We start from the raw sequence: 26,251 nt of genomic DNA on the forward strand, positions 1-26,251 counted from the left end.
ACCGTCCCGTCACCACGTCCCGGCACGCCAGTCGTCTCCTGTTGGCCGGGCGCTGTGCAGCAGATCGACGATGCCGAGCACTCCGGCGGCGTCCGTGCGGCGGAAAGTACCGTCGATCAGGGCGGCCACCATGCCGGCGACCCGTTCGAGGTCGGCCTCCGCTCCGCCCCGCGCCAGGCTCAGGACCGCGTTGAGCCGCTCCAGGCGCGCGGCGACCTTCAGCCCGTCGCCCGCTTTCCAGGGCTCTCCCAGCACCATCCGGACCAGATGCGCCACATCATGGGGACCCAGCCCGACCGAGAGCGCGCGTACGGTGTCGATGAAGCGGGGGACGCCCCACAGCACCATGGTCAACTCCTGCAGCCCGGTGAGGACCGTGACTTTACGGGTGACGGCGAAGGAGCTGTTGCGGACATCCACGACGGACGGCAGGAAGACACTGAAGGAGCCCCGGAGCCGGTTGGCCGAGTGCGCTTTGAACACCAGGCGGTAGTTGGTCAGAAAGCAGCGCCCGCCGATGGCCTCCTTGCCGCTCATCCCGATCAGCCACATCAGGTCGTCGAACGCGAACTGGGTGAGCCCGGACTCCTTCACGTCGATCACCGCGTTGGCGTTCTTGTGCAGCACGACGTGTTCGCCGGGGAACATGCTGTCGGGCGACAGGGACAGGAAGGACACGGTCTCTCTCCAGATAGTCGGTGTATCTCTGCGCCTGCCGGTCCCGCATCAGGGGCCAGGGCGCTGCGCGGTCCTCAGCGGGAAGTTCCGTCCCCGGGGAACCCGCCGGACAAATCGAGGAGGAGCCGGCGGTGCGTGTGGGCGGCCACGGCTGCGGCGACCTCCTTCCACTGCTCCGCGGACAGGGCCGCGGCCTCCAGGACTCGCCGTGACGGCAGGTCCGGGAGCCGGACGCACAGGAAGACGGGGCCGCCCGGCCGCTCGCGGGCGAACTCCATGGCGGCGATCCGTCCCCACTCCAGCTCCATACGGACGCGCCACCGCCGGCCGGCCCCGGGCCCGGCCTCGGCCTTCTCGATGACGAAGCCGTCCGATGCGGCCGTCACACGTGCGGACGCCGATGTCGCACTCACCGTGCCCTGTGTACCGGCCGGAGGCGAGACGTGCGGGACGGCGCGTGGTCCGCCGCCGTCCGCTGCCGGCGCCGGAGCCCTTGATGACGGGGGCTGCCCGGACGCGGCGTGTCCAGGGGCGCGCAGGCCGAGCGTCAGCGGGATCAGCAGGGCGGGCAACGATGCCCATGCCAGCCAGGGGAGCGGTGCCCGGCCCAGCGGTGCGAAGACGCTGGGCGCCAGCCCCGTCGTCACGTAGGCGTCGGCGCCGACGATCCGGACGTCGACGTCGATGTTCCCCCCGGACGAGCCGATCCCGGCCAAGGAGTAGTACTGGCCGTATTCCGTCCAGGCGGCCTCGCCGAAGTGGACGTCGACTCTGCGGTACTCGTCGTCGACGACCTCGTCCGGGTCTCCGCGCTCCAGTAGTCGCCAGCCGGAGCAGGTGGCTGTGGCACCGTCGGACGCGCATTTCTGCGGCAGGTCCACCTGGTCTTCCACGCCGTACTTCATGGCGTAACCGCTGGAGTGGTGGACGGCGAACGCCACCCACCCCAGGACCGCGAGGGGAGCGGCCACTGCGGCCGCCAGGACGGCGAGGCGCAGTCGTCGGCCACCCCCGTAGGCCGACGACCGCATCCCTCTTCGGGCCAGCGCCCGGCACAGCAGGGCCCACAGGGGACCTACCAGCAGGCACAGGAGCACCACGCCCACTCGGGCCCAGAACGGTGGTCCGAGCACTGCGACGAAACCGACCACCGCGAGAACCGCGACCGCTGGTGCCAGCCAGTCCGCGCGCCTCATATTCTGTCGCCCTCCCCCCCCCGAGCCCAGCGCAAGGTACCCAGGACACCTTCCCGCGTGGGAAGACGCAGTTCAACGATTTAAAGGAACGTCGAAATCCGCGCGGTCGGCGGCGGACGAGAAGGATCAGCCCAGCGACGCGGTTGCCGCGCGCAGCTCCTCCAGGGCTGCCAGCGCATGGGGTGCGGGGCCTTCCGCGTCGTCACGATGTCGTCGGGTACGCCCTGGGTGCCGGGACGCGCCTCCACCGAGGCCGATCCGCTGCCGACGGACGGGCCGGTGGGGAGTCGGGGCCGTTCGGTCAACGCGCTGCTGGAGCTGGCCTCGCGCGGTGTGCGCTGGGCGGCTGTCCGCATGCCACGCACGGTCCACAACGAGGGCAAGGGCGGATTCGCCGGTCTGTTGACCGATCACGCCCGCCGTACCGGGGCGGTCGGCTACCCGGGCGACGGCACGCAGCGCTGGCCGGCCGTGCACGCGCTCGACGCGGCGGTCCTGTTCCGGTTGGCCCTGGAGTCCGCGCCGGGTGGGACGGCTTGGCACGCCGTGGGCGACGAGCGCGACGCGTTGCGGGACATCGCGGCCGTCATCGGGCGGCGACTGAGCCTGCCGGTCGAGGAGAGCCCCCGGGGACGAGCCCGGCCCGTTCGACCCCATCTTCGCCATGGACCAGTCGGCGTCCAGCGCACACACCCGTGCTGCCCTCGCGTGGCAGCCGACGCATCCCCGCCTCCTCGAGGACCTGGAGAAACTGTCGGCTCAGTAGTCGCCGGCCCTGGTCCGTCGCGGCAGGCGGGCGTGGACGGTCTTGCCCCGTCCGGGGACCGTGGTGACGCTGACCCTGCTGGTGAGGCGGCGGACCATGGGCCACCCGAACCCGCCGGTGCCGCCGTCGAGGTCGGGGGTGCGCTCCCGTGGGGGCGCGGGGTCGGGATCGCTGACGGCAGCGTCGAGCGCGTCGGCGGTCGCCGTGAGTTCGAGCGTGTACCGGCCGCCGCCATGACGCAGGGCGTTGGTGGTGAGTTCGGAGACCACGAGGACAAGAGTCTCCACGGTCTCGGCGGCCGGGGCCGGGTCCAGTCCGCCGACGAAGGCACGAGTGACGTCACGAGCGTGAGCGATGCCGCAAGGGCTGTCCCCTTCGGTACGGACGGGAGCCCTGGGGGTGAAAGTACGTGTGGTGTCGGTGTCGGTCATGCACTACCACCCGGTCCTGATCGGTTGTGCCGGCAGGCCCAGCGTGTGCCCGCCCGACGGGATTTCAACCCGTAACGCCCGCTTCCGGGCGTATGCGCAGCACGAGCCTCATCGCCTTTGTGCCGGAGAGATACGGCTGTGCACGCGAAACCGGTCGGTACGTTCGTCCGGCGCGGGGCACAGGCGAACCGTGACGGGGCCGGCGAAGGTGTACCCCCGCTCGGCCGCATGGCGGCGGACGTGGGCGGCGAGGGCGGGCGCCACGGGGACCGGGCTGTCCGAGATCAGGCGGTGGGTCTGCGGAAGCAGTTCGATGACGTAGGCGTTGGGTGCCACGACGCGCTGCCGTCCGACGATCAGGGCGTTCTCGTCGCACTGCCGCAATAACGTCGTCAAGGCCTCGCCGTGCGGCTGCCGAGCCGGTGACAGGCGGCCCCACACGTTCATGACCCACCGCTCCATGACGCGTTCGCTTTCGAGGAATCCCATCGGGGGCGCCTGCCCCACCGCCTCCTGAGCAGGCTCACCCATACGGGCGTAGCAGCCGAAGTGAGCGATGTGGCGCACAGTCGCGGCAGAACTCGCTCCGAGCGGGTAGACGGGGTCAGGACAAGGGCAGACAAGGGCCGCACAGACATAGTTGCCGCGTGGCAATAGCGGTCGTCGGCAACAAAGTGTCGGTGCCGGGTACGAGGGGAGAGGACCTGAGATGCTGCGAGCGCTGGGTCAGGCGGTGCGGCTGTCGGAGTCCGTCACGTCATCGTGCATCTGCGCTGCCGCGCTGTCGCAGAACGCCTCCAGCCCTTCCAGCAGGGCCACTCGCTTGGCGGCGGGCATGTCCGCGAGTACCTTCCGCAGTTCCTTCTCTCTCCGGGCGCGCAGGTCGGCGAGGAACGCGCGGCCTCGGCTGCTGAGGTGCAGCCGCACCTCACGCCTGTCCTCCGGACGCGTCACCCGCTCGACGAATCCGGCCGCGTGCAGGCGGTCGCACAGTCGGCTGGTGGACGGTGGCGTGGAGGCGAGGGACTCGGCAAGAGTGCGCAGGTTGATGCCGTCGTGGTGCTCCAGGATGTGCAGCACGCGCAGCTGGGAAGCGGACGTGGGCGCCGTGGAAGCCCGGCCCCACACGACTTCCAGCAGCTCAACGGCCGTCGTGGTCACACGCGCGACCTCGTCGGGCTCCGGGCGGCGGAAGGCAGTCACGATCACACTCTCGCAGGCGCTGGGGTGCCTGCCAGCGTACTAGGCGCGCTCGCTGAGTACAGACGGGTCCGGGGCGACCGATGCCACTCCGTGAGCGAGACGCGTTTCGTTGTAGGACGAAAGACAGGTGTTTATCCCATAATGAACAGATTCGTAGCCGCCGAGCGCGCTCTGCGTACGGCGGCTCCGCACGAGCTGCTCGACGCCGTCCGTGCCGTACTGGCCGACCAGTACGGTGGGGAGGACGTCGAGCTGTTCATGGCGGACTACGGCCTGACCGTGCTTCAGCCGGTGTCGGTGCTCCCGCACACCATGGAGCCGGTGTCGGTGCACAACAGTCCCGCCGGGCGGGCCTTCGGCTCGCAGGAGCCCTACCGCGAGGACGCCGGGGACGGGCGGGCGCGCCTGCACCTTCCGGTCAGTGTGCGCGGCGACCGGCTCGGCGTGCTGAGCGTCACGCTGCCCGGGGACGGCCCCGCCCGGGAGCGGGAGTCCGAACTGGCCGAGATCGCCTCCGTGCTGGGGCACGAGGTGATGGTGGCGGAACGCGACACCGATCTGTACCTCCAGGCGCGGCGCAGGGACCGGCTGACCCTGGCCGCCGAGATGCAGTGGCAGTTGCTGCCCGGCCGTTCCAGCTCGCGTCCCGAGTACGAGTTGGGTGCTCAGCTGGAGCCCGCCTACGCCATCTACGGCGACAACTTCGACTGGTCCGCCACCGCCGACCATCTGATGCTGTACGTCACCAACGGCATGGGCGAGGGCATAGAGGCGTCCCTGCTGACGAACCTGGTGATCAACGCCCTGCGCAACGCGCGCCGCGCCGGCCTTTCCATCGCCGACCAGGCCGCCCTGGCCGATCAGGCGGTCTACGCCCACTACCAGGGGCGCTGCTACCTGTCCGTCCTCATGTTCGACTTCGATCTGGCTGCCGGCCGGGCGAGCGTGGTGGACGCCGGCTCCCCCCAGTTGCTGCGGCTGCGGGACGGCAAGGTGGAACGTGTGTCCTTCGAGGCCCAGTTGCCTCTGGGCATGTTCGAGGAGACCGACTACGTGGTGCAGGACTTCCAGGTGGAGCCCGGTGACCGCCTTGTGTGCGTCAGTGACGGCGTCCACGCGGTGGCTTCTCCGAAGGGGGGAGACCTACGGCGACGGGGCCCTCGCCCGGGCCATCCACGCCACCCGGCTGCTGCCCGCCGCGGAGGTGCCGCGCGCCATCCTGCGGGAGCTGACCGGCCACCGCGGCGAGGCCGTGCCGAACGACGACGCCCTGGTCATGTGTCTGGACTGGCACGGGAGGCGGGACGACGGCTGACGGCCGGGCCCGTCCAGTTGTGACGATCGCGTGTTGTTCGACTCATTCCCTCGCGCTAACGTTTGTCATTAGGCAATAATTGCCGCATGGTCCATCGTTCGGGCAGGGCCAAGACACAGGACACAGCAGGGAGACGATGCAGGTGGCGGAGCACGACACGGCCCCCGAGACGGCGCAGGAGCTGGGCGCCTTCCTGGAACGCCGACGCGAGCAGATCGCCCAACGATGGGCGGACGCCGCGCTGTTCCGCACGGTCTTCACCGTCTCGAGAGACGAGGCGGTCGAGGCGTGCAAGGCCGTGGTGGACGCCCTGGCCGACGTGGCCCGCGCCGGGCGGCTGGAGGACGTCACGGCACCCGGTTACAGCACCGTGAGAGACCAGTTGGGGCGGATGTCCGCATCCCGGACCCGGGCCGGCCAGAGCCCGTCGCAGATCGCCGAGGAGATCGCCGGCCTGCGCGAGCCGGTCGGCGCACTGCTGCGGGCCGACTTCGAGGAGCGCTCCGTCGAGCAGGCCAACGCCTGCCTGTTGGCGCTGACCGTTCTCATGGGCACGCTCCGCCTCGTGGTGATGCAGACGACCGTGCACGCCGGCGAGGAGCTGATCGCCCGCCAGCGCGAGCAACTTCTGGAGGTCGCCACCCCGGTCATCCAACTGTGGGAGGGCATCGTCGCCGTGCCGCTGATCGGCACACTGGACAGCGCCCGCAGCCAGGTGGTGATGGAGAACCTGCTGGAAGCGGTAGTGGCCCAGCGGGCCCGGTACGCCATCCTCGACATCACCGGTGTGCCGACCGTGGACTCGCTCGTGGCGCAGCACCTGATGAAGACCGTCGCCGCGGCCCGCCTGATGGGGGCCGAATGCATCGTGTCCGGAATCCGTCCCGCCATCGCCCAGACCATCGTCCACCTCGGCATCGACCTCGGGTCGATCACCACCCGCGCCTCCCTGGCCGACGCCCTGGCGCACGCCCTCACCCGGCAGGGCATCGTCGTCTCCCCACGGGCGGTCGGGGGAGCGAGCGCGTCGTGACCAGGTTCTCCACCTCCCCGCCGGTGCCGGTGCCGGTGCACGTGCCGGTGCTCGCGCTGGGGGACGTCCTGCTGGTCACGCTGCAGGGAGAACTGCACGACGGGGCGGCCGAACAACTTCAGGACGACGTGGCTTACCGCATCGCCTCCAGCGCGGCACCGGTCGGAGGTGTGGTGATCGACATCTCCGGCGTGGAGATCGTCGACTCCTTTCTGGGCCGCGTCCTGGCCGAGATCGCGGCGGCCGCGAGCCTGCTGGCCACCCGCACGGTCCTGGCCGGGATGCGTCCTGCCGTGGCCATCACCCTCGTGGAGCTGGGTCTGACCCTGCCCGGCCTGGTGACGGCCCTGGACGTCGAAGCGGCCCTGTCCCTGTTGGGACGAGGCCCTCTGTCCGCTCCCCACGTTCACCCGGAAGGGGGTGCGTGATGCATGCCCCATCCGCCTCGACGACACGTCTGCACATCGGCTCGGACGCGGACCTGGCCTGGGTTCGTCACGAAGTGCGGCAGGCCGCTGCCGACCTCGGCTTCAGCCTGGTCCAGCAGACGAAGCTGGTGACCGCGGCCAGCGAACTGGCCCGCAACACACTCGTGCACGGCGGCGGCGGACACGTGGAGATGACACACCTCGACGACGGTGTCCGCGGCGGACTGCGGCTGGCCTTCACGGACGAGGGCCCCGGAATCCCGGACCTGGAGTTGGCCATGACCGACGGATACACCTCCGGCGGCGGCCTGGGTCTGGGCCTGAGCGGAGCCAAGCGGCTCGTCCACGAATTCACCCTCGACAGCCGTCCCGGACAGGGCACCACCGTCACCGTCACCGACTGGGCCACCGCCCTCCCCTCCGCCCGTACGGGCGGATCATGAGCAGGGTCTGGGACATCCCGCTCCAGGACAGCACGCGGGTCCGGGACGCCCGCGTCGCGGCGGAAGCCGCCTGCGCCTCCAGCGGCCTGGACGCGCACGCCACGGCGGTCGCCGCCCTGGTGGCCACCGAGCTGGCCACCAACCTGGTCAAACACGCCGACGGCGGACGCATCATCATCAATCTGACCGGCCCCTCCGACACCCTCGCGGAGGCCGCGCCGCAGGTACAGATCATCTCGCTCGACCACGGCCCCGGCATCGACGACATCCAGGCGACCCTGCGCGACGGCTACACCACCTCCGCCGTCTCCCTCGGCGCCGGCCTCGGTACCTGCCTGCGCATAGCCGGCGACTTCGACCTCCACAGCCGACCGGGCCGGGGCACCGTGGCCATGGCGCGCATCAACGCGTCAGTGACATCCGCCGGCCGCCGGTCCCGGCCGGTCCGCTCCGCCACGGGAGTCCGGGCCGGGGGAGTCAACACCTCACTCGCCCACGCCGAGCACTCCGGAGACTCCTTCGCCTGGGCGCGCTCGGGCCAGCGACTGACCCTGATGCTCGCGGACGGGCTCGGGCACGGCGAAGCGGCGGCCCGGGCGTCCACCGCAGCCGTCCAGGCGCTGCACGCAACCGCCGACCGGCCACCGGCCGAGATCCTCAGGCAGTTGCACGCCGCCCTGCACGACACGCGAGGCGCGGCCGTGGGCGTGGCGCAGCTCGACGAGAGCAGGGGCCGGCTCTCCTTCGCCGGTGTCGGCAACACCGGCGCCCGGCTCCGCACGGGCGTCTCCTGGCGCTCCCTCACGTCCCACCCGGGCATCGTCGGAGCGCACTTCCCCGCGCGGGTGCCCGTGCACGAGGAGGCGTGGCAGACGGACAGCCTGCTCGTCCTGCACAGCGACGGGCTCCCGAGCCGGTGGGAGCCGCCGCACGACCCCGCGCTCCAAGCCCACGACCCGGCCCTGGTGGCCGCGGTCGTCCTGCGGGACGCCGGCAGCGCGGCTCGCCCCCTGCGTGACGACACCAGCGTGGCCGTACTGACCCCCGGCCCCGGGGACGGACGTCCATGACCGTGACCTCCGACGCCTGGAAGGTCGTGTCCGTCACCGACGCGGCCCGGTACGCGCCGTCGTCGCACAGGTCGTCACCGCGGGCCGGGCTCCCGCACTCGCACGTGCCCGATTCCTCACCTCGCTGACCGGGCGACGGCGCCGCTGCGTCAGCCGGGGCGGCGCGTGGGAAGTCGCCCTGTACATCCGGCAGGCCACCGCCGGACGGGAAGGTGAACTCTCCGTCCGGCTCCGGCCGATCGCCCGGCCCGTCGTGAACCGGCAGGACGCCCCCCCCACTCGTCTGCCCCCTGCCGCACGGGCCGGTCCGGGCCCCTCGCGGCCGTCGGCCGCCGCTGTCCGAGGTGCTCTGGCACGCGGACGACAACACCTCGGCCGTGCTGGACCAGCTGGACGGGCAGACGAGCCTCGTCGAGATGTACTCGCCGCCGCACTGGCCCAGCGCGACCTGTTCCGGGCCGAGCGAGTCGCACGTGCCGAGGCCGAACGTGCCCGGCGGCTGCTGACGCTCCTCGCCGACGCCAGTTCACACCATCACCGCGTCACTCAGCCACAGCGCCATTCTCGGGTGCCTGTCCGACCTGTTGATACCGGAGTACGCGGCAGAACTTGATGTCTGGCTCTTCGACAGGGAATCCGTGAGCCGGGGCGCGGGCCAGGAGGGTGCCGCAGCGAGCGACGGCAGGCACGGGCCCCGGCGATCGTCAGGAGGGAGTGACGACGGGGAAGCGATGGTCCGGAGTGTCCAGGACCGACAAGAGCTGCGCCAGTTGTGAACGGTCACCCGTCATGGTGATGCCGTCGGTGCCCTTGCCCGCGAGCACCGCGAGGAGCTGCTCCTTGGACATCGTCATGGTCAGCGCCGTGTCGGGGGCGGGGCTCGCGTCGCTGGTCCAGGTGAGCACACCGTTGGCGAGCCGAAGGTGCCAGTAGACATCGCCGATGTGCCAGTCGAGGGCGAGACGCAGCGACCACGCGGCGGGTCCGTTGACACGGACGGCCAGACTGTCGACGAGCTGTCCGACCGTCAGGGCCCGGTGCAGATCGGGTCCCGTGGTGGGCTTGGGAACCGGCTTGATTCCGTGCAGGAGCTCCTGGGCACCGGTGAGGTAGAAATTGCGCCACACCGCGTTCTCGGTGGCCCGGCCCAAGCGGTGGTAGAGCAGGGCGAGTTGCCGCCTCGCCCTGGTGTCGGCCGGGTCGTTGAAGACGGCGTGGTTGAGGAGGGTCACGGCGAAGCGCAGGTCGCCCCGGTCGCTGTAGTGCCGGGCACGTGCCCGCACGGCGGCCTGCCCGCCGAGGGACTCGACCCACCGCCGCGCCTCCTCGGCCGGCGGATGCTCCCACAGGTGCGCGGGGTTGGCGTCGAACCAGCCCATGTACCGCTGGTACACGGCCTTGACGTTGTGGCTGAGGGAGCCGTAGTAGCCACGGTTGGCCCACACCTGCTCCAGCTGCGGCGGGAGGCGGAGGCTCTCCGCGATCTCGGTGCCGTTGAGACCCTGGTTGATGAGGCGGACGGTCTGGTCGTGCAGATAGCCGTAGAGGTCCCGCTGCCGGGTGAGCAGGGCGACGATGCCGTCGTTGCCCCAGGTGGGCCAGTGGTGGGAGGCGAACGCCACGTCGGCCGCGCCCGCGTAGAGGCCGATCGACTCCGTCAGGTATCCCGCCCAGGCGTGCGCGTCGCGGACCTGGGCGCCGCGCAGGGTCAGGATGTTGTGCATCGTGTGGGTGGCGTTCTCGGCCATGCACACCGCCCGCAGGTCGGGGAGGAGGAAGTTCATCTCCTCCTGGCACTCCGTACCGGGAGTCATCTGGAAACGGATCCGCACCCCGTCGAGGACGACCTCCTGCCCGGTGGCCTCGATGTGGCGGGTGGGCGGGATCAGGCCGACGGTGCCGGTGGAGACCGCCAGCCCTAGGCCGCAGCCGACCTGGCCCGCGGCGTCGGCGGGCAGGCTGGAGCCGTACATGTAGCCGGCACGGCGGGACATGGCGGGGCCGGCGTAGACGTTCTCGCTGACCGCGTGCTCCATGAATCCCCGCGGCGCGAGAACGGGTGTGCCGTCGGTGCCGTCGGGCAGGACGCCCCGGCAGCCGCCGAAGTGGTCGACGTGCGGGTGGGTGTAGATCATGGCCTTGACCGGACGGTTCCCGCGGTGGACGCGGTACAGCCGGAGTGCCGCGGCCGCGGTCTCCGCGGAGGTCAGGGGGTCTATGACGATGATGCCGGTTTCGCCCTCGACGATCGTCATGTTGGACAGGTCCAGGCCGCGGACCTGGTAGATCCGTTCCGTGACCGCGTAGAGCCCCTGGCGGGACAGCAGCCTGGCCTGGCGCCAGAGACTCGGGTCGACGGTCGCGGGCGGGGTCCCGGTGGCGTCGGCGAGGAAGCGGTGGGCGTCGGGGTCCCAGGCGGTGCCGCCGGAGGGGGTGGTGATCGGTCCGCCGGTGTACGCGGCGATGAAGCCGCGGTCGGCGTCGGCGAAGTCGCTTCGGTCGTCGTAGGGGAGACCGCCGGTGTGGGTGGGGGACGGGGTTTCGGCGGGCCGGGGGCCGGGGGACGCCTCGGACGCCTGCGTGTTCAGCGGGACGGTCGCCGCGGCGGCGCCCGCCGCGGCGGCGACGAAGCCGCGCCGGTTCATCGGGTTCATGCGTGTGCACCCTTCTCGGGGTCGGTCGCGGAGCGGAGCAGGCCGAGCCGTCGAGCGTCCCGCTCCGGCCGGATGGCGGCGATGGCCGATGCGCCCGCCAGCAGCATCACCGCCGCCGCGATGAGGAACGCGGTCGTGTAGCCGGCGGACGCGGTGTCCGCCGAGTCGATGAGGTGGCCGGTGACGAAGGGCGCGATCAGGCCGGGCAGGGTGCCCGTCGCCGCGACGATCCCGAAGACGGCACCGCGCTGGGCCGCGGGAACGACCTCCGCGACGGTCACGTAGTGCAGGGGGATCGCGACGGCGACCGTGCCGAAGGCCACCCCGATCAGCAGCAGGCGGACGACGTCCCCGTCGGTGAAGGGAAAGGCGGCCATGGCGCAGCCCGCGACACATACCGAGGCTCCCTGTGCGGCACCGCTGGACCAGCGGCTGGACACTCCGCGTGCCTTGAGGGCGTCCATGAGCGGCGAGACGGTCAGCAGCAGCACGAGGCTGAGGGCGGAGATGCCGCTGATGGCGGTCGCCACCGTCTGGGGGCCCAGACCTAGCTGGGTCCTGAGGTAGGCGGGCAGCCAGGCGTGGGCCAGCGCGAGGGCCCAGGCGGCTCCGAAGGCGCCGGCGATACTGCCCACCGTGGTTCCGGTGAGCAGCAGCCGGCGGTAGGGCAGGTGTTCCACGGGCCGTGGGTCGACGGCTCGTGGATCGGCGGCTCGTGGCGGACGTGTCTCGTCGTACGGCCCGTCGTGGCCCGTCCGCCGCCACACCAGCGCCCACAGCAGGCTGACGACGGCCAGGACGGCGTACGCCGACCGCCACCCGAAGTCCGTGATGAGCCAGGTGAGTACGGGCGCGGAGACCAGCGTGCCGATCGCGGCGCCGCCGATCTGCAGGGCCGAGGGCAGCCCGCGCCGCTCGGGCGGGAACCACTTGTACAGCGCGTGCATGGACATGGAGGCTGCCGGGCCTTCCGCGACACCCAGCAGGACGCGGCCCGCGATCAGGGTCGGGACCGCCGCCACGGCCAGCACCGGCAGCTGGGCGACCGCCCACAGCAGTGCCATGACGAGGAGCATGGTCCTGCTGGAGACCCGGGAGGAGAAGAATCCGACGACCAGTCCGGACAGGCTGAACAAGAGGTAGAAGGAGCTCGAGATCAGTCCGTAGGTGCTGTTGCTGATGTGCAGCTCGTCCATGATCGGGACGGCGGCGAGGCCGAGGACCGACTTGTCGGCGAAGTTGATGACCATGAAGGTGACGATCATGGCCGTCACCAGCCAGGCCCGGCGCCGGTCGAGCGGGCGGGCGGCGGGCCGACGCGCCGAGCGGTCGGCGGGAGGCGCGGAGGGTTGGGGTGCCATGGTGACTCCTGCGGATGCGGGCCGAGCAGGCCCCGGGGAGTGCCGGCCCGGACGGCCTCCCCGGGGCGCCGGTCAGACGAGTGCCTTGACGATGGCGTTCTTGTGGATCTCGGTCGTGCCGGTGACGATCCGGAACATGCGCAGGGACCGGAAGATCTGCTCCACCTCGTGACCGCGGGTCAGGCCGTCCTTGCCGTGGATCTGCACGGCCTGGTCCGCCGTGCGGAAGCACGCTTCGGCGGTGAACAGCTTGCACATGTTCGCCTCCACCGCGATGTTCTCGCCGCGGTCGGCCTTCGCGGCGGTGGCGAGGACCATCGACCGGGCCGCGTACAGGTCGGTGGCCATGTCTGCGAGCTTGTGCTGGATGGCCTGGAGCGCCAGCAGCGGCTGCCCGAACGCGACGCGGGTCTTGGCGTGGGCGACGGACAGGTCCCAGGCGCGCCGGGCGGCACCGATCAGGGAGGGGCAGTGGAGCAGCCGGTTGAGGGTGATGCGGCCGATGCCGATGCGCAGCCCCTGGCCGACCTCGCCGAGCAGGTTCGCGACGGGGACGCGGCAGTCCTCGAAGACCAGGTCGCCTTCCATCCGCTGGCCCGACATGGGCACGGCGCCGTCCAGTACACGGCAGCCGGGGGTGTCCAGGTCGACGAGGAAGGCACTGTACGTCTCCTCGCTGTCCGCCATCCGGGCGACGACGACGGCGAAGTCGGCGAACGGGGCGGCGGAGCTGAACACCTTGTGCCCGTTCAGCACGTAGGAGTCGCCGTCGCGCGTCGCGGTGGTCCGCATGCGGCGTACGTCCGAACCCGCGTCCTGCTCGGTGAGGGAGAAGCAGCAGGCGCGCTCACCCCGGACGACCGGGAGGAGATAGCGCTCCCGTTGCTCGTCGGTGGCGTACTTCACGATCGCGCCGACGCGCAGTGGTCCGCCCATGTCGCCGAGGACCGAGTGGGACAAGGCCGCCCCGGAGGCGGTGAGTTCCTCCTTCAGGGCACACAGTTCGGTGAAGTTCAGGCCCTGGCCGCCGAGTTCCGGCGGCAGGCTGATGCCGTAGAAGCCGAGTTCGGCGCTGCGTTTCCAGACGCCTTCCAGGGTGGGCCGGTCCAGCTTGCTCTCGGGGGTGATGCCGTGTGCCCGCTCGTAGGGGAGGAGTTCGTCGGTCAGATAGGCGCGCAGCCGGCCGACCAGTTCCTCCAGGCGGGGGTTGTCGTCGTAGCGGGGAGTAAGGGTGTAGGGCATGGGGTGTTCCCTGTTCAGTGGACGCGGCGCTCGGCGCCGGACCAGTAGGTGTCGCGTATCGCGCGGCGGTCGATCTTGCCGTTGGGGTTGTGGGGCAACGCGGCGACGACGTCCACGGAGCGGGGCTTCTTCATGCGCGCCAGGCGTTCGGCGCAGAAGGCGATCAATTCCTCCGCGTCGAGCGTGACCCCTGCCCGCGGGACGACGACGGCCTTGACCGCCTCGCCCCACTGCTCGTCGGGGACGCCCACGACCGCGGCCTCGAAGACGCCGGGATGCTGGTGGAGGACGGATTCCACCTCGACGGCGTAGATGTTGAAACCACCGGAGATGATCATGTCCTTCTTGCGGTCGACGATGAAGACGTAGCCGTCCCGGCGTCGCCGCGCCAGGTCGCCGGTGAGGAACCAGCCGTCGCGGAAGCTCCGCGCGGTCAGTTCCGGCTCGTTGTGGTAGCCGGGAACGACGTCGGGCCCGCGGACGGCGATCTCGCCGATCTCGCCGTCCGCCACCGGGACGCCGCTGTCGTCGACGATCCGTACCTCGGCCTCGGCGAGCGGGCGGCCGCAGGACAGCAGCAGTTCCTCGTCCTCGCCCTCGACGGCGCGGCGGTGGTCCTCCGTGGAGAGGAACAGCACGCCGGAGGTCGTCTCGCCGCAGCCGTAGCCCTGGCTGAGCACGGGGCCGAAGAGGTCCCAGGCCGCCCGGACCCGGGCGGGTGACATGGGTGCCGCGCCGTAGAGCAGATGGCGGAGACTGGAGAGGTCGTGGTCGCGGGCGTTCTCCAGCGCGAGGACGGTGTTGACCATGGTCGGGACCAGGAACGCGTGGGTCGCGCGTTCCCGTTCCACGGTGGCGAGGAACTCCGCGGCGTCCCAGCGCGGCAGCACCACGGCGCATCCGCCGGCGAAGAAGATGCCCATGAGCGGCATGCCGGAGGCGTGGGTGACGGGACCGGCGAGGATCTGCCGGTCGCCCGCCCCGACCCGGGTGGCCTGGTTCATCACCGACTTGCGCAGCAGGGCCAGCCGATTGCCGTACGTCTGCACGGCGGCCTTGAGCTTGCCGGTGGAGCCCGAGGTGAAGTGCAGGACGGCGATGTCGTCCTCGGCGCACTCCACGTCGACGGCCTCGCGGGAGGTGGTCGCGAGGGTCTCCGCATAGCCGGGACCGAGGTCGGCGGGACCGTCGTAGCCGATGACGGCCTTCACACCCGAACCGGGTACGGCCCGCCGCGCCGTCTCCAGGTGTGCGGCGTCGGTGAGCAGGACACGGGCGTCGGACTCCCGCAGGAGATGGGCGACTTCGCCGTCGCCGAGGCGGGCGTTGACCGGCGCCCGGGCCAGGCCCGCCTTGTAGAGCGCCACTTCCGTGACGACCAGTTCCGCGCGGTTGGCCGCGAGCGTCGCCACGCGCTCGCCCCGGCTCAGGCCCATCCCGGTGAGCGCGGCCGCCAGCCGGTCGCTGTGGTCGTCGAGTTCGGCATAGGTCAGGCGGACCGGTCCGCACACCACCGCCTCGGCGTCCGGGTGGTGCTCGGCTGTCCGGCGTACGTAGCGACCGAGGTTCATCGCCGCCTCCAGAGTTTCAGAACAATGTGTTCAGTAACAATCTCGTTGTCGGGCAACGTACGGGCAGCGCTAGGGTCAGGTCAACGGTCGTGACGAGAAGGAATCGAAGTGGACATGAAGCCCGAGGACCGCCGGGTCCGGCGGACGCGCGCCGCGCTCCGCCAGGCCCTGGTCGAACTGGTGCTGGACAAGGGGTTCCAGGCCATCACCGTCGAGGAGATCACCGAGCGGGCCGACATCGGCCGGGCCACCTTCTACGCGCACTACCGGGACAAGGAGGATCTGCTCGTCGGCATCGTCCGCGACCTCGCACAGGACCGCGAGCGTCTGCTGCCGGCCGTCCGCCAGGCGCACGCCCAGGGCTTCACCGGCCTGCCGGTCAAGTACATCTTCGAGCACGCCACCCAGGAGCGGGACGTCTACCGCGTCATCCTGCGGGGTGAGGGCGACGGGCGGGCACTGCGGGAGTTCACCGAACTCATCCGCACGCACGCCGAGATGGCCTTCCGCGACCGGGCGGGGCAGCTCGGCGTGGAGCCGAGGATCCCGCTCGGCATCGTCGCCCGCGCCTGGACCGGCGAACTCATCTCGGTGCTGAGCTGGTGGGTCGAGAACGACACGGGGTACACCGCCGAGCAGATCACCGCCCACCTGCGGGACCTGTCCGTCTACGGAAGGGTCTGGGCCACGGGCCTGACCCCGGTGGACGCTCCCGGGGCCGTCGACCTCCCCGGGGGGCAGGGTGCCGGACCCCAGTAGTCGCTACCGGCCGGTCGACCCTTCCTCCGTTTCCGAACAGCATGTACGGTATCGATCTCGTGATGAGCTGATCCCGAACGAGCGGAGCGACACGTGACCGGCACGGACTCACTGGCGGACCTTGTGTGGGCACGAGGATTCACGGACTCGGCCTGGGCGCGGCGGCACACGACGACAGGCCGGGAGATCATGCCCAGCCGTCGCGTCTGGCGGGGTCCGGGCGGCCCCGGTGACCTGCCCGCCTCGCCGCCCGGCGCCCTCGACGACCTCAGCGTCAGCGGCTCCCACGGACGTACTCTCACGCTGTCGGAACTGCTCGCCGAGGCCGAGACGGACGCCCTGCTCGTGCTGCACCGGGGCAGGCTCGTCCACGAGCAGTACCTGCACGGCTACGAGGCCCACGTCCCGCACTTCAACGCCTCGGCCGCCAAGTCCTACCTCGGTCTCCTGGCGGCGACCCTGGCCCACGAAGGACACCTCGACCGCGGGGCCCGGGTCGCCACGTACGTGCCCGAACTGTCCGGCACCGCCTTCGGCGACGCCCAGGTCGACCACCTGCTGCACATGGGCACGCGGATGAGCTACGCCGGGCGCCCCTACGACAAGGCCCTGGAGGCGCAGCGCTACTTCGCCGTCCTCGCTCCGCGACTGCGCCCCTACGGCTACTCGGGACCCGCGACCATCCGCGAACACCTCGCCACCGCCAGGGCCACGGGCGAGCCCGGCACGGAGTTCCGTTACGAGAACGGCAACGTCGAGGCGCTCGCCGAGGTCCTGCGACGGATCACCGGCCTGAGCACCTCGGCGCTGATGTCCGAGATGATCTGGTCCGGCATCGGGGCGGAGGAGGACGCCTACTACCTCGTCGACGCGGACGGGGCGGAGGCGGCCTGCGGCGGCTTCAGCGCCACCGCGCGCGACGTGGCCCGCCTGGGCGAACTCGTCCGCTGCGGCGGTGCCGTCGGCGACCGTCAGATCGTGCCGGAAGCCGTGACCGCCCTCGTCGGGGGCGTCCCCGACGGCTACCCGCGCCGCGTTCGCCTTCCCGCGGCACCGCCCGACTCACCGGCCACCCTCTCGTACCACGACCTGTGGTGGATCCTGAACGACCCCTACGGCTCCTTCATGGCCAGCGGCATCCACGGCCAACGCCTGTTCGTCTCACCCGCCCTGGACCTGGTCGTCGTCCACTACGCCTCCCAGGTGGTCTCCCCGGCGGTCCCTCAGGTCCCCCTCGTCCAGGCGTTCCTCGCGATCGGCAGGCGCCTCAACGGGTAGAGCACGCGCCAGGGGGGGGCGCCGGCGGCCGAGTGCCCGGGTGAGGGCGGTCAACCGCTCGGTGCGGCGCGCGGCCGGGTCGGTGGTGCGGGTGGTCCAGGCGACGTGACCGTCGGGACGGACGAGGATCTCGGTCGTTCCGCGCAGGTCCGGGTGGTCGTCGTAGCCGGTCACCAGAGCGGTGGTGACACGCGCGTCGCGTTCCGGACCGGCGGTCGGCGTGGGGCCGGGAGCCAGGTCGAGGTGGACGAACCGGGCGGTGGGCAGCAGGTCGTAGACCCGGGTGGCGGACGAGCCCGCGGCCGTCAGCGAGATGTCGGGCATCGGTCGTCCGACCAGGGAGCCGGCGTCGGGGCCCGCGGGACGGTAGTACGCGACCGAACGCGCCGGCCGTCGCGCGCGGCGGGGGTGCGGGCGCATGACGGTGCCTCGGGGCGATCAGGCGCGGTCGTGGAGGGTGACGTGGTAGCCGTCGGGGTCGGCGAAGGTGAACGTCCGGCCGAAGGGGCCGTCGATCGGCGCGGAGACGATTTTGTGACCGTCGGCGGCGAGAGCGTCGTGGATCTCCTGGACGCCGGTGGCGTGGAGCCAGATCGCGGCACCGATGCCGGGCCGGGCGACGGAGGCGAGGTCGGTGCCGGGTGCGATGTCGCGGACCGCGAACGCGATCGGCTTCGTGTCGAAGACGACGGCGTGCGGAGGTCCGGCCTGCGAGCGGACGAGGCCGAGGTACTGCTCGTAGAACGCCTGTGAAGTGCCGAGGTCGCGTACCTGGAGCGAGATGAAGTCGGGGCCGGTGGCGGGCATGGTGGTGCTCCTATCGTCGTGTCAGCTTCCTGACACGGACCAACGTATGTCAGAATACTGACATGAGTCAAAACGGTGCCGGCATCGACCTGGACAAATCGCTGGGCTACCTGCTGAAAGAGGCTTCGAGCGCCCTGCGCGCGGCCATGGAGGAGGTGCTGCGGCCGCTCGGAATGAGCGTGACGCACTACTCGTGCCTCGAGTTGCTGGCTCAACGGCCGGGCCTGTCGAACTCCGAGCTGGCGCGTGGCGCGTTCGTGACACGGCAGACGATGAACGTGCTGCTCCAGACCCTGGAGCGGGATGGCTACGTGACCAGGCCCGCGGAGGCGCCCGTCGGGAAGGCTCTGCCCGCGCGGCTCACACCGAGCGGCCGACGAAGCCTGGAGAAGGCGACCGCAGCGGTCCGGTCCGTCGAGGTGAGAATGCTGGCCGGCATGACCGAGGCCGAGCAGGCGAGCGCGTTCCGCAGCCTGCGGAGCATGATTCACTCCCTGCGCGACGGCGACGGCGACGCATAGCCCGTCGCCCGGCCGGTGCGGACGGTCCGCGAGGGCCGAGGATGAGTACGACGGCTCATGCCGACACCGGCGCCCGCCACCGACGATGAGGACCGACATCGCCGAGACCGGGAGACTGCTCATGCTCAGCCGCATCGCGGACCTGTTGGTGCCCGCCGTCGGCCGTCTGTCGTTGACCGCCGACCCGAGTGCCGTGCTCGCGCCGGGCAGCATCATCGCCGCGAACCACACGTCCCTCGCGGACCCGGCCCTGGTGATCGCCGCCCTTCGCCGGCTCGGCGGCGAACCGGTCGTCATGGCGGCCGCCGGGCTGTGGCGCATCCCGGTCCTCGGCCGTGCCCTGGCCCGGGAAGGGCACATACCCGTCGTGCGCGGCGACCGGCGTGCCGCAGCCGCGCTGGACGCGGCAGCCGATGCCCTGGAGCGGGGGCGGCTGGTCCTCATCTACGCCGAGGGCGGCCTGCCCCACCGCAGGGACGCCGGGGAGGCACCTCCCGGGCCCTTCCGCAGCGGCCTGGCCAGACTCGTCGAGCGCACCGGAGCCCCCTTGGTGCCCGTGGGACAGGCCGGCGCCCGCCGGGTCGTCTCGGGCCGCGCGGCCAAGCAACTCGCGGGTCTCGTCACGGCGCCCGTGCGCCGACCCGCTCTGCACGTCCATGTGGGCGCACCGCTGGAGCTGACCGGTGACCACGCCGCGCGGACGGCACGGGCCAGGACCGCGGTGACCGCCGCCTGGCGGACGGCCGTGGCCCGCCTGGGCGACACCGCACGCCGCGCCTGACCCCGCCGGTGCCGGGCGCAGGCGAGACACCTGCTCAGAGATCCGTGAGCGGGAAGTCTCCGTCCGCGACCGGGTAAGCCGCGAGGACGAGGGTGTGAGGGCCGAAGAGACGGAGTGGCCGCAAGGACCGCCACCGGGTGTGAGGCACGCCGAACGTGCGAGGAGGTTTCGCTGGGAGCCCACCGCCGCCCAGCTTCTTGTGCACCAGCGCCGGAGTTGTTCAGCGGCCGGTTCCGCCGAAGTGAACAACTCCGTCGCTCGGGAAGGCGCGCGCTGACGCGGTCGGGCGCCGATCCGCAGCCGCGCCTGCCTTCAGTCCTTGGCCCGGTGCAGTTGTATCTGCCGATTGACGAAGAGGTGCACGAAACCGCAACGCAGGCAGATCAGCCCCGTAGCGCTCTCATCCGCCCAGGCCAGATTGAACAACTCTCCGCCGGTGCTGTTGAGTTTCACGCTCCGTTCGCGGAAGAGGTCGCTCTTGCAGACCTGACACGTGATCCACATCTCTCCGAGTGAGGCCCGCACCGCTTTGGCCACCTCATCCCCCTTTCCGGGCCCAGCCAGCACCGTGGCCGCGCCATCCGTACTCCGTCGTGTTCCCACACATCATCGCAAGCCGTGGGAAATCCACTGTCGGTGACGTGGGACTGAAGGATGGGCAGCGCACGATCGGGATAGGGTCGGGCAATGCCCGAGCTGAAGAGGCTGCATGACGACCACGCATCGGCGGTCCTGGCCTTCGAGGTGGCGAACCGCACCTACTTCGCCACCTCGATCCCCGACCGCGGCGACGACTTCTTCGACCGGTTCGCCGAACGGTACAAGGCGGCGCTGGCCGAGCAGGAGGGCGGCGTCTGCGCCTTCTACGTGCTCGTCGCCGAGGACGGCTCGGTGCTCGGCAGGTTCAATCTGTACGACGTGGAGGACGGCACCGCCAGACTCGGCTACCGGGTCGCGGAGCAGGTCGCCGGCCGCGGCGTGGCGACCGCGGCCGTCCGGGAGCTGTGCCGGACGGCGCCGGCGACGCACGGCCTGCGCACACTGCGGGCCGCCACCTCCCATGACAACGCCGCGTCCCGGAAAGTCCTGACCAAGGCCGGGTTCGTCCCGGTCGGCCCCGCCGCCCCGGCCGACCTCGGCGGCAAGTCAGGCACCTGGTACCAGCGCGACCTCCAGCCACTCCGGTAGCCGTAGGGTCGGCTCGACCGGGGGACCAGGCGCGGGGGAGAGGAAGAAGATGGCCCGGACGGGGACGACGGCGGTGCTGGCGCTTTTGCCGGACGCCGAGCCGCTGTTGCGGCTGGCCGCCGAGGTGGACGGGCTGGTGGTGCGACCGGGCGTGCCCGCGCACGCGGCGCTGCTCTATCCCTGGCTGCCCGCCGACGAGGTCGAAGAGGCGCAACTGCACCGGCTGCGGGTCGCCCTACCGGCAGGCCCGGTCCCCATCAGGTTGGCCACCGTCGAACGAACCGGCGGGTTCGTCGGTGTCCCGGTGCCCGAACTGAGCCGGGTGGCCGACGCCGTCCGCACGGCATTTCCGGCGCAGGTCCCCTACGGCGGCCGGTTCGGACCCCGTCCGCCCGTGCACGTCACCGTCGCCCTGGACGCGGCCCCGCAGGCCGCCGCCGACATCGCCCGCCGTACCGCCGCCGCCCTGCCGATCACCACGGAGGTCAACTCCTTGCATGTGGTCGGCCTTACCCACACAGGTTGGCAGGGCCTCGCCGAACTGCCCCTGAGCTCGCGTCGATCGCAGCCTTGACAACACTCTGGCCTGCCCAGTGCAGGGCTCGTACGGATGAGAAGACCACAGTGGCCGGTCGCACTGTGGGTGTGTGGCGGTGCCACCGGCCGCTTTGTGTCTCAGGGCCGGGCGCTGTCGCCTCGCGCTGCGCTGCTGCGCCCACCGCGCCCCGATTGCGGACAGCTGCTCGACCCGCTCAGGAGCCGGCGTCGGGCCCGGCTGCGCTGGTAGCCGATCTACGCTCCGACTTTGTGCTGAGTCTCACTTCAGCGTCGGAGCGCCTTCTCGTTCCGGCGTCCGCAAGATCGGGCCCTGAGCAGTCCTTTCTCGGCGCGTTGTGAGGCGGCTGACCGACACCCAGTGAGAATGACCAGCGCATCGAAGCGTCAGTCAGCACGCGGCAACGTCAGGTCGAGGACGGCCAACATGCCCAAGGCGATGCCTCCGGCCCGGTAAGACGAAGAGGCCGCCGTAACCTCGGCGCTCACAATTGTCCCTCCTCGTTGTCGGCTTCCTCGCTGAGCTGCTCGCCCAGGCGCATCGCTTCCTCGACCAGGGCTTCGACGATCTTCGACTCGGGAACGGTTTTGATGACTTCGCCTTTGACGAAGATCTGGCCTTTGCCGTTGCCGGAGGCGACGCCGAGGTCGGCCTCGCGTGCTTCGCCGGGCCCGTTGACGACGCAGCCCATGACGGCGACGCGCAGTGGGTAGGGGAAGCCGTCCAGTGCTGCGGTGACGCGTTCGGTGAGGGCGTAGACGTCGACCTGGGCGCGGCCGCAGGAGGGGCAGGAGACGATTTCCAGCTGGCGGGGGCGCAGTCCTAGGGCTTGCAGGATCTGGATGCCGGTTTTGACCTCCTCGACGGGGGGTGCTGTGAGGGAGACGCGGATGGTGTCGCCGATTCCTTCGGCCAGAAGGATCGCGAAGGCGGTCGCCGATTTGATGGTGCCCTGGGGTGGGGGCCCGGCTTCGGTGACGCCCAGGTGCAGGGGGTAGTCGCAGGCGGCTGCGAGGTGGCGGTAGGCGGCGACCGTGGTCAGGGGGTCGTGGTGCTTGACGGAGATCTTCAGGTCGGTGAAGCCGTGTTCCTCGAACAGGGAGCATTCCCACAGTGCGGACTCCACTAGGGCCTCGGGGGTGGCTTTGCCGTACTTGCCCAGCAGCCGCCGGTCCAGGCTTCCGGCATTGACGCCGATACGGATGGACACTCCGGCCGCTGAGGCGGCTTTCGCGATCTCTTTGACCTTGTCGTCGAAGGCTCTGATGTTGCCCGGGTTGACCCGTACCGCTGCGCAGCCAGCCTCCAGGGCGGCGAAGACGTAGCGCGGTTGGAAGTGGATGTCGGCGATGACGGGGATCTTCGACTTCGCGGCGATGGCCGGGAGGGCGTCGGCGTCGTCCTGGGAAGGCACTGCAACGCGCACGATGTCACAGCCAGCCGCGGTGAGCTCGGCGATCTGCTGCAGCGTCGCGTCTACGTCCACAGTCGGCGTGGTCGTCATGGACTGCACGGAAACCGGTGCGTCACCGCCTACCGGAACACCGCCGACGTGGATCTGCCGACAGCGGCGGCGTCGTGCGGCGGGAGGCAGAGCGGGCGATGAAAGATTGACGGCGCTCATTGTGGGCTCCCATGGCTAGCAAGAGTGTGCTCCCGGCCTTCTACTTCGGCGTGTCATACGGCGTGGATGGTTCGGACCGGCTGCACGTCCGCTGCGGTGAACAACTGTTGCCGCTTGCTTGACCGGTCGTTCTGCCGGGGCTCGGCCCGTCGGGCTGTGGCTCTGGCAGATCGGTGCTCGTGGTGTGCGCGAGAGGTTTTCCGGCGCGGGCGCGCAGGACGGCGTAGGTGATCTGCGCAGCGGACAAGCCCGTCTGGGCCAAAAGTTCGTCGCGTGAACCGTGCGGGAGGAAGGCACGAGGCAGGCCCAGGATGTGGAGGGGGGTGGTGACGGCACGGTCACGCAGATTCTGGGCGAGAGCACTGCCGCTGCCTCCGCTACGGGAACTGTCCTCCACGGTGATCACCAGCCGGTGCCGGGCTGCCAGGGCGAGTAGTTCCTCGGACACCGGGGTAACCCAGCGCGGGTCGACGACGCTCACGCCGATTCCCTGCTCGGTCAGTTGGGCGGCGGCCTCCATGCACTGCTGCGCCATCGGTCCGTAGGAGACCAGCAATACATCGAGGATCCCGGACTCTGACAGGACGTCGACGCTGCCGGTGCGGCGCACTGCCTCGATGCCAGGGCCGGCTGTCCCTTTGGGGAAACGGACGGCGCTGGGGCCTACGTCGTACGCGATGGCTTCCCGCAGCAGGGACCGTAGCTGTCCGCTGTCGCGGGGGGCGGCGATGCGCATGCCGGGCACCAAGCTGAGCAGGGAGGTGTCCCACATGCCGTGATGGGAGGCGCCGTCGGGGCCGGTGATGCCGGCGCGGTCCAGGACGAAGGTGACCGGTAGCCCGTGCAGGGCCACATCCATGAGGACCTGGTCTGCGGCCCGAGTGAGGAAGGTGGAGTAGAGGGCGACGACGGGATGGAAGCCGCCCAGAGCCAGGCCGGCGGCTGAGGTGACGGCGTGCTGTTCGGCGATCCCGACGTCGAAGACCCGCTTGGGGTATTTCTCCGTCATCGGATGCAGGCCGGTGGGGCGGAGCATGGAGGCGGTGATGGCGACGACGTCTTCGCGTTCGCCGGCTATCTCCAGCAGGGCCTGTCCGAAGACGTCGGTCCATGACGCAGAAGGCGGCCCCAGGGCGGGAGCGGGCTGTCCGGTGACCGCGTCGACGGTGCTGACCACGTGCAGGCAGTCCGCCTCGTCTCCTTCGGCCGGAGCGAATCCCCGGCCCTTGACGGTGACGGCGTGGACGAGCACCGGTCGGCGCAGCAGGCGTGCCTGGTCCAGGACGCTCTGCAGAGCACCGGTGTCGTGCCCGTCGACCGGCCCCAGGTAGGCGAAACCGAGCTGGGTGAACAGGTTCGCGGGCTCTGCCCGGCCAAACGCGCTGATGCCGCCGCCGGGGTGCTTGAGGGTGTGCAGGTGCTCGGCCAGGGCTCCGGTGGTGGGAGCGTAGGAGCGGCCGTTGTCGTTGAGGACCACGATCACGGGGCGCTGACTGGCACCGACGTTGTTGAGAGCCTCCCAGGTCATACCCCCGGTCATCGCTCCGTCGCCGATCACTGCGACCACCGAGTGGTCCTGGTAGCCGCGCAGTTCGTTGGCTTTGGCGAGGCCGTCGGCATAGGAGAGAGCGGTGGAGGCGTGGGAGTTCGCGCACCAGTCATGCACCGACTCCTCCCGCGAGGGGTAGCCAGACAGTCCTCCGGCCTGACGCAGGCGGTCGAAGCCCGCAGCACGGCCGGTCAGGATCTTGTGGACGTATGCCTGGTGGCCGGTGTCGAAGAGGATGGCGTCCCGGGGGGAGTCGAAGACACGGTGCAGGGCGATGGTCAGTTCCACCACACCGAGGTTGGGCCCCAGGTGTCCTCCCGTGGCACAGACCTTCTCGATCAGGAACGTGCGGATGTCCTGGGCCAGGGCGGCAAGTTGTCCGGCCGCCAGTGCGCGCACGTCGCGTGGGCCGCCGAGCATGGTCAGATGTGTCCTCCTAAGTTCGGTGGGTGGTTCGTTGGCAGGTGCTTCGGAGAGCTCAGCCACGGTGCCTCCCGGCCCCTCTCGGGGCGACGCTGGGTGCAGTGTGCGGAGGGGTTCGGTGGAAGGTCTGACAGCGGCAGCTGCCTGCTGAAGGCGTGGGCAGCAGCGGGTGGGCGTCGCGAGAGGGCAGTGCGATACGGGGGCACAAGCGTCCTTCCGCCGCGGGGACGGACAAGTTCGATCCGTAAGAACTGTTGGGGAGTGCTTCTTCAAGTGCCCCTTTCTCGGCGGGTCACGACCGCGTTCGCAGGCGCACTGGGAGCACTGGGCGTGTTTGCTTCGGCCCGCGCGTCCTGCACTGGCTGTGCGGCACACCGGCGCGCGACTCGATAGATGCGCCGGGCACCAATAGTTTCAGGCGTAGCAGCTCAAGGTTGCCGCCGACTTTGTCGGGCCGGCTGGACCGACCGTACTCACGGCCCCTAACGGAACAGTCTGCTGACGCGCCATAGGCACAGGTCGGATTGTCTCTTCTACGTCTCCCAGGGCGCTTTGCGGTGCCCTGTTCTTGCTTGTCGCTGATGGCCTGTGGAGCAGCTGCGCAGCAGTGGGTCGGCGCGGCGGACTGCTTGTACTCCGGTAGTACTTCACGGTCTGTGCGCTCCCCCTTACGTGCTGCAAGCTCCCCTGCGGCAGGGGGTTGCTTCCGTGACTCTGAGCGCCGAATGATTGCGATTGAGCGATCTACGCCCGGGTGGCGACCCTCTGGGCGTGAAAGACCGCCGATGAGGCACAGCGCAGCCCGCCGCGGGCTCTCCGGGGCTCACGCACAGTTCGCCGTGACCCAGCCAGAGGCTGCTGAAAGCGCCCGGCGGTCGACGTATTTCGCAGCATTCACTGAGAGGAACTTCTGCATGTCTAAAAGGCGGAAAAGCCTTGTCGATGACGTCCTGGACCGGGCAAGCGACATCGGTCAGGACTCCCGCGACATGACGCGCCGAGCACTCACCGGCAAGAAGAGGAAAAAGAAGGGGAAGAAAAGCACCCGCAAGCTGGTCAAGCGCAACAACCGGGCGATCGAAGCACTCGTGGTGCAACTCGAGCAGTACATCAAGCGCGACCGGGAGAAGGCGAAGACCCACGACGCCGGCTGAGGCCCGCGCAGCAGGGCTGTCCATCTGCTCTGGCCTCGGTGGCCAGCGGTGAGGAAAGGCGGACCCGAGTGGTTGAGCGCCGCGCGCGACACACTGCTCACGTACTCGCCCGGCTCGGGCTACAGGAGATGTCCCGGGCTACCGGACGCCGTCGCCCCCCGACTGGCGGCGCGCCTGAGACGTCCCCCGAACAACAACGTGCCCGAGCGGTCCGCGAGGC

26 protein-coding genes and 2 pseudogenes are annotated in these 26,251 nt (G+C 70.5%); 14 read left to right on the plus strand and 14 right to left on the minus strand.

Features of this window, described 5'->3' with window-relative positions:
• Positions 1-9: 9 nt before the first annotated feature.
• Positions 10-678, minus strand: coding sequence for a hypothetical protein (locus tag ACZ56V_RS10760; protein ID WP_468941046.1), 669 nt, complete (start codon positions 676-678; stop codon positions 10-12).
• 74 nt (positions 679-752) lie between these two features.
• Entirely contained in the window at positions 753-1,874 is a 1,122-nt protein-coding gene (locus ACZ56V_RS10765) for a hypothetical protein (protein ID WP_468941049.1), read from the minus strand.
• A gap of 210 nt (positions 1,875-2,084) precedes the next feature.
• Between ACZ56V_RS10765 and ACZ56V_RS10770 the strand changes: the two are divergent.
• Positions 2,085-2,640 (plus strand): annotated as a pseudogene (locus ACZ56V_RS10770) (Rossmann-fold NAD(P)-binding domain-containing protein); the annotation flags it as partial.
• Here ACZ56V_RS10770 and ACZ56V_RS10775 read toward each other — a convergent pair.
• The 3 genes from ACZ56V_RS10775 to ACZ56V_RS10785 all read right to left on the minus strand — a co-directional run bounded on the left by ACZ56V_RS10775 (position 2,634) and on the right by ACZ56V_RS10785 (position 4,232).
• Complete coding sequence (locus ACZ56V_RS10775) at positions 2,634-3,071, minus strand: ATP-binding protein (RefSeq protein ID WP_468941051.1); 438 nt, start codon at positions 3,069-3,071, stop codon at positions 2,634-2,636. The pseudogene ACZ56V_RS10770 and the gene ACZ56V_RS10775 overlap by 7 nt on opposite strands.
• Positions 3,072-3,179: 108 nt before the next feature.
• Positions 3,180-3,578, minus strand: coding sequence for an FhaA domain-containing protein (locus ACZ56V_RS10780; protein ID WP_468941054.1), 399 nt, complete (start codon positions 3,576-3,578; stop codon positions 3,180-3,182).
• A 219-nt stretch (positions 3,579-3,797) separates the two neighbouring features.
• Positions 3,798-4,232 (minus strand): MarR family transcriptional regulator, encoded by a 435-nt coding sequence (locus ACZ56V_RS10785; protein ID WP_467379424.1) that lies wholly within the window; start codon positions 4,230-4,232, stop codon positions 3,798-3,800.
• Positions 4,233-4,415: 183 nt separating this feature from the next.
• On the opposite strand from ACZ56V_RS10785, the pseudogene ACZ56V_RS10790 reads away from it, so the two are divergent.
• The 6 genes and pseudogenes from ACZ56V_RS10790 to ACZ56V_RS10815 all read left to right on the plus strand — a co-directional run bounded on the left by ACZ56V_RS10790 (position 4,416) and on the right by ACZ56V_RS10815 (position 9,069).
• Positions 4,416-5,589: pseudogene (locus tag ACZ56V_RS10790) on the plus strand (PP2C family protein-serine/threonine phosphatase).
• 136 nt (positions 5,590-5,725) lie between these two features.
• Positions 5,726-6,622: an STAS domain-containing protein gene (locus ACZ56V_RS10795; RefSeq protein ID WP_398909594.1), complete on the plus strand. Its 897-nt coding sequence runs from the start codon at positions 5,726-5,728 to the stop codon at positions 6,620-6,622.
• Positions 6,619-7,050 carry an STAS domain-containing protein gene (locus ACZ56V_RS10800; protein ID WP_398909592.1) on the plus strand — a complete coding sequence of 144 codons (432 nt, stop codon included), beginning with the start codon at positions 6,619-6,621 and terminating at the stop codon, positions 7,048-7,050. Before ACZ56V_RS10795 ends, ACZ56V_RS10800 begins: the two co-directional genes overlap by 4 nt.
• On the plus strand, positions 7,050-7,493 hold the full coding sequence (locus tag ACZ56V_RS10805) for an anti-sigma regulatory factor (protein WP_468941059.1): 444 nt from the start codon (positions 7,050-7,052) through the stop codon (positions 7,491-7,493). The genes ACZ56V_RS10800 and ACZ56V_RS10805 overlap by 1 nt, the downstream gene beginning before the upstream one ends.
• Positions 7,490-8,563 (plus strand): SpoIIE family protein phosphatase, encoded by a 1,074-nt coding sequence (locus ACZ56V_RS10810; RefSeq protein WP_468941061.1) that lies wholly within the window; start codon positions 7,490-7,492, stop codon positions 8,561-8,563. The genes ACZ56V_RS10805 and ACZ56V_RS10810 overlap by 4 nt, the downstream gene beginning before the upstream one ends.
• 344 nt (positions 8,564-8,907) lie before the next feature.
• Positions 8,908-9,069, plus strand: a complete 162-nt coding sequence (locus tag ACZ56V_RS10815) for a hypothetical protein (protein ID WP_398909588.1) — start codon at positions 8,908-8,910, stop codon at positions 9,067-9,069.
• A 198-nt stretch (positions 9,070-9,267) separates the two neighbouring features.
• On the opposite strand, the gene ACZ56V_RS10820 is transcribed toward ACZ56V_RS10815, so the two are convergent.
• From ACZ56V_RS10820 to ACZ56V_RS10835, 4 genes are all read right to left on the minus strand, one after another.
• Positions 9,268-11,217: an alkyl/aryl-sulfatase gene (locus tag ACZ56V_RS10820; protein WP_398909586.1), complete on the minus strand. Its 1,950-nt coding sequence runs from the start codon at positions 11,215-11,217 to the stop codon at positions 9,268-9,270.
• A complete protein-coding gene (locus tag ACZ56V_RS10825) occupies positions 11,214-12,578 on the minus strand; it encodes an MFS transporter (protein WP_468941066.1) in 1,365 nt (454 codons plus the stop codon). The genes ACZ56V_RS10820 and ACZ56V_RS10825 overlap by 4 nt, the downstream gene beginning before the upstream one ends.
• A 72-nt stretch (positions 12,579-12,650) precedes the next feature.
• A complete protein-coding gene (locus tag ACZ56V_RS10830) occupies positions 12,651-13,820 on the minus strand; it encodes an acyl-CoA dehydrogenase family protein (RefSeq protein WP_398909582.1) in 1,170 nt (389 codons plus the stop codon).
• Between the two features lie 14 nt (positions 13,821-13,834).
• Positions 13,835-15,391, minus strand: coding sequence for an acyl-CoA synthetase (locus ACZ56V_RS10835; RefSeq protein WP_468941069.1), 1,557 nt, complete (start codon positions 15,389-15,391; stop codon positions 13,835-13,837).
• A 114-nt stretch (positions 15,392-15,505) separates the two neighbouring features.
• Between ACZ56V_RS10835 and ACZ56V_RS10840 the strand changes: the two genes are divergently transcribed.
• Positions 15,506-16,150, plus strand: coding sequence for a TetR/AcrR family transcriptional regulator (locus tag ACZ56V_RS10840; protein ID WP_241965365.1), 645 nt, complete (start codon positions 15,506-15,508; stop codon positions 16,148-16,150).
• Positions 16,151-16,339: 189 nt separating this feature from the next.
• Positions 16,340-17,428 carry a serine hydrolase domain-containing protein gene (locus ACZ56V_RS10845; protein WP_468941073.1) on the plus strand — a complete coding sequence of 363 codons (1,089 nt, stop codon included), beginning with the start codon at positions 16,340-16,342 and terminating at the stop codon, positions 17,426-17,428.
• On the opposite strand, the gene ACZ56V_RS10850 is transcribed toward ACZ56V_RS10845, so the two are convergent.
• Positions 17,312-17,848, minus strand: coding sequence for an aromatic-ring hydroxylase C-terminal domain-containing protein (locus ACZ56V_RS10850; protein WP_468941076.1), 537 nt, complete (start codon positions 17,846-17,848; stop codon positions 17,312-17,314). The two genes, ACZ56V_RS10845 and ACZ56V_RS10850, sit on opposite strands and share 117 nt — an antisense overlap.
• A gap of 18 nt (positions 17,849-17,866) precedes the next feature.
• Positions 17,867-18,235, minus strand: a complete 369-nt coding sequence (locus ACZ56V_RS10855) for a VOC family protein (RefSeq protein ID WP_468941079.1) — start codon at positions 18,233-18,235, stop codon at positions 17,867-17,869.
• Between the two features lie 62 nt (positions 18,236-18,297).
• On the opposite strand from ACZ56V_RS10855, the gene ACZ56V_RS10860 reads away from it, so the two are divergent.
• Both ACZ56V_RS10860 and ACZ56V_RS10865 read left to right on the plus strand, forming a co-directional pair.
• Positions 18,298-18,756, plus strand: coding sequence for a MarR family winged helix-turn-helix transcriptional regulator (locus tag ACZ56V_RS10860; RefSeq protein WP_467379266.1), 459 nt, complete (start codon positions 18,298-18,300; stop codon positions 18,754-18,756).
• Between the two features lie 121 nt (positions 18,757-18,877).
• Positions 18,878-19,537: a lysophospholipid acyltransferase family protein gene (locus ACZ56V_RS10865; RefSeq protein WP_468941633.1), complete on the plus strand. Its 660-nt coding sequence runs from the start codon at positions 18,878-18,880 to the stop codon at positions 19,535-19,537.
• A 312-nt stretch (positions 19,538-19,849) separates the two neighbouring features.
• Here the strand turns inward: ACZ56V_RS10865 and ACZ56V_RS10870 are convergent, their stop codons facing one another.
• Positions 19,850-20,074 carry a hypothetical protein gene (locus ACZ56V_RS10870; protein ID WP_356366139.1) on the minus strand — a complete coding sequence of 75 codons (225 nt, stop codon included), beginning with the start codon at positions 20,072-20,074 and terminating at the stop codon, positions 19,850-19,852.
• 150 nt (positions 20,075-20,224) lie between these two features.
• Here ACZ56V_RS10870 and ACZ56V_RS10875 point away from each other — a divergent pair, with 150 nt between their 5' ends.
• Both ACZ56V_RS10875 and ACZ56V_RS10880 read left to right on the plus strand, forming a co-directional pair.
• A complete protein-coding gene (locus ACZ56V_RS10875; RefSeq protein WP_398909571.1) occupies positions 20,225-20,725 on the plus strand; it encodes a GNAT family N-acetyltransferase in 501 nt (166 codons plus the stop codon).
• A 49-nt stretch (positions 20,726-20,774) separates the two neighbouring features.
• On the plus strand, positions 20,775-21,299 hold the full coding sequence (locus ACZ56V_RS10880) for a 2'-5' RNA ligase family protein (protein ID WP_468941084.1): 525 nt from the start codon (positions 20,775-20,777) through the stop codon (positions 21,297-21,299).
• A 466-nt stretch (positions 21,300-21,765) separates the two neighbouring features.
• On the opposite strand, the gene ispG is transcribed toward ACZ56V_RS10880, so the two are convergent.
• Together ispG and ACZ56V_RS10890 are read right to left on the minus strand one after the other, a co-directional pair.
• Positions 21,766-22,905 (minus strand): flavodoxin-dependent (E)-4-hydroxy-3-methylbut-2-enyl-diphosphate synthase, encoded by a 1,140-nt coding sequence (ispG, locus tag ACZ56V_RS10885; protein ID WP_467379269.1) that lies wholly within the window; start codon positions 22,903-22,905, stop codon positions 21,766-21,768.
• 40 nt (positions 22,906-22,945) lie between these two features.
• A complete protein-coding gene (locus ACZ56V_RS10890) occupies positions 22,946-24,874 on the minus strand; it encodes a 1-deoxy-D-xylulose-5-phosphate synthase (RefSeq protein ID WP_468941636.1) in 1,929 nt (642 codons plus the stop codon).
• A 788-nt stretch (positions 24,875-25,662) separates the two neighbouring features.
• Between ACZ56V_RS10890 and ACZ56V_RS10895 the strand changes: the two genes are divergently transcribed.
• Complete coding sequence (locus tag ACZ56V_RS10895) at positions 25,663-26,031, plus strand: hypothetical protein (RefSeq protein ID WP_467379270.1); 369 nt, start codon at positions 25,663-25,665, stop codon at positions 26,029-26,031.
• The last annotated feature ends 220 nt before the right edge of the window (positions 26,032-26,251 follow it).

It is taken from the genome of Streptomyces sp. NPDC034099 (assembly GCF_055575415.1).